Annotated in this window: 2 protein-coding genes; both read left to right on the plus strand. The window is 67.2% G+C overall.

Translation table 11 applies throughout. The features are described 5' to 3' along the window. Nucleotides 1-409 (plus strand): hypothetical protein (locus tag ACLEQD_RS43245; RefSeq protein WP_410391767.1); only part of this gene is annotated, 409 nt, incomplete at its 5' end. A 57-nt stretch (nucleotides 410-466) separates the two neighbouring features. Further along, the gene (locus tag ACLEQD_RS43250) at nucleotides 467-1420 is read left to right on the plus strand and encodes a hypothetical protein (RefSeq protein ID WP_410391768.1); all 954 of its coding nucleotides are present in this window, start codon (nucleotides 467-469) and stop codon (nucleotides 1418-1420) included. Nucleotides 1421-1474 lie beyond the last annotated feature (54 nt).

Genomic DNA, 1474 nt, shown 5'->3' on the forward strand with positions numbered 1-1474 from the left:
TCAGGTCCTTGATTCTGCTCTGCTTTTCCCCATCACGTTAAACGGACGCGGATGGGGCCTGCCCACGGCAGGTGCGTGGCGGGCCCCGGCGCGTGCGCCCTCCAGGCCGCAGGGTGTTGAAGATCAAGCCGTCAGGGCCGAAGTCGATGCCCGCAGGATCCTGAACCAGGACCTTCGCATTGAGGCCGAAGAGATCGGCACCGTCATCACATTCGCGGACGCAAGACAGGTCATGGAACACATCCGGATGTTCTCAGGCTGGCCCGAGTTCAACGCCCTCCTCGGCGCCGCGAAGCCCGTCGACGTGCGGGTCTACGGGGAGCTCGGGGAGGACGCGCACGCGTGGCTCCGGACGATGAACGTCGTGAGCAAGGTCCTTGAAAATCCCGTGGCGGGCTTCGTGCGCTAGACAGCCTCCTTCCGGGAATCCAGGCTTCATCCTGCCTGGACCCGCGAAGGAGCCTTGATGCGTTCGACCTTGCTGAAGTCCTGTCTCACGGTGTTGCTGTTCTGTGTCACCGCCTGCGGTGGAAGCCCAGGGCCCGAAACACCTGCGGCCGTGGAAGCGGGCGAGCACGTCCAGTCCGTGATGTCCCCGCCGGCACCACCGACCAGCGGAAACATCGTGGACAGCACCGCGTACCTGGGCCCGGTGTCCCTGCCCGGTGCGGTGCAAGCCCAGTTCACCACCAGTCCCCAGACGTTCTCCTTCAGCTTCCAGGCCCCCGCCGGCAAGACGCTGCGGCTGGAGGTCACGCACCTGGGCAGCTCCATGTACCTGGACACGGGCCTCTTCGTGTACGGCCCCAGGGACACGAGCGGCAGCTACGGCACCACCCCCATCGCCCAGGACGATGACTCCGGGTATGGACAGCTCAGCAAGATCGCCACGCTCACGCTCGCCCAGGGTGGCGAGTACCTCGCGGTGGTGAGCACGGGCACCGGCGCGGGCAAGCGGTTCCGCCTGGAGCTGGGGGACCCCGCGGCGGCGCCAGCCAGCTACACGCTCCAACTGGCAGAGGAAGCGCTTCCGCCCGACATCTACGCGCTGGAGCGCGAGGCCTACTGGGGCTGCGATGGCGGATGTGACGGCGAGCTGCACGTCTATGCCTTTCCGTGGAACTACGCGGGCGAGCCCACGCTCGCCATGGCCACGCGCACCGCCCAGGTGCAGCAGAACCTCGCGGACTACTGGCTCTCCCCCACCGGCGTCATTCCGTACGCGGACCTGGAGCCGCGCATGGAGATCGCCTACCAGCGGCTGCACCCAGCGCTGCTCTCCACCTACGGGAACGGGACGGAGGACGTGCAGGTCGCCACGTACGAGAGTGGCTACGGCGGCGGCATCTTCCGCCTCTTCGTCATCCTCTTCCCTCAGTCCCACAAGGTCGTGACGCTCTGGCAGGACCACTGGCTCTAGGCAGGCGGCCCGAACCAGCGGGTCAGGGCCTCACGCAGCCCCTGGTCCGTGCCC

The sequence above is a fragment of the Corallococcus sp. 4LFB genome (assembly GCF_046520365.1).
In the GTDB taxonomy this organism is placed as follows: domain Bacteria; phylum Myxococcota; class Myxococcia; order Myxococcales; family Myxococcaceae; genus Corallococcus; species Corallococcus caeni.

Bases quoted from the DNA above. Each gene is read 5' to 3' on its own strand.
- ACLEQD_RS43250 (WP_410391768.1), top strand. From the start codon at position 467: ATGCGTTCGACCTTGCTGAAGTCCTGTCTCACGGTGTTGCTGTTCTGT.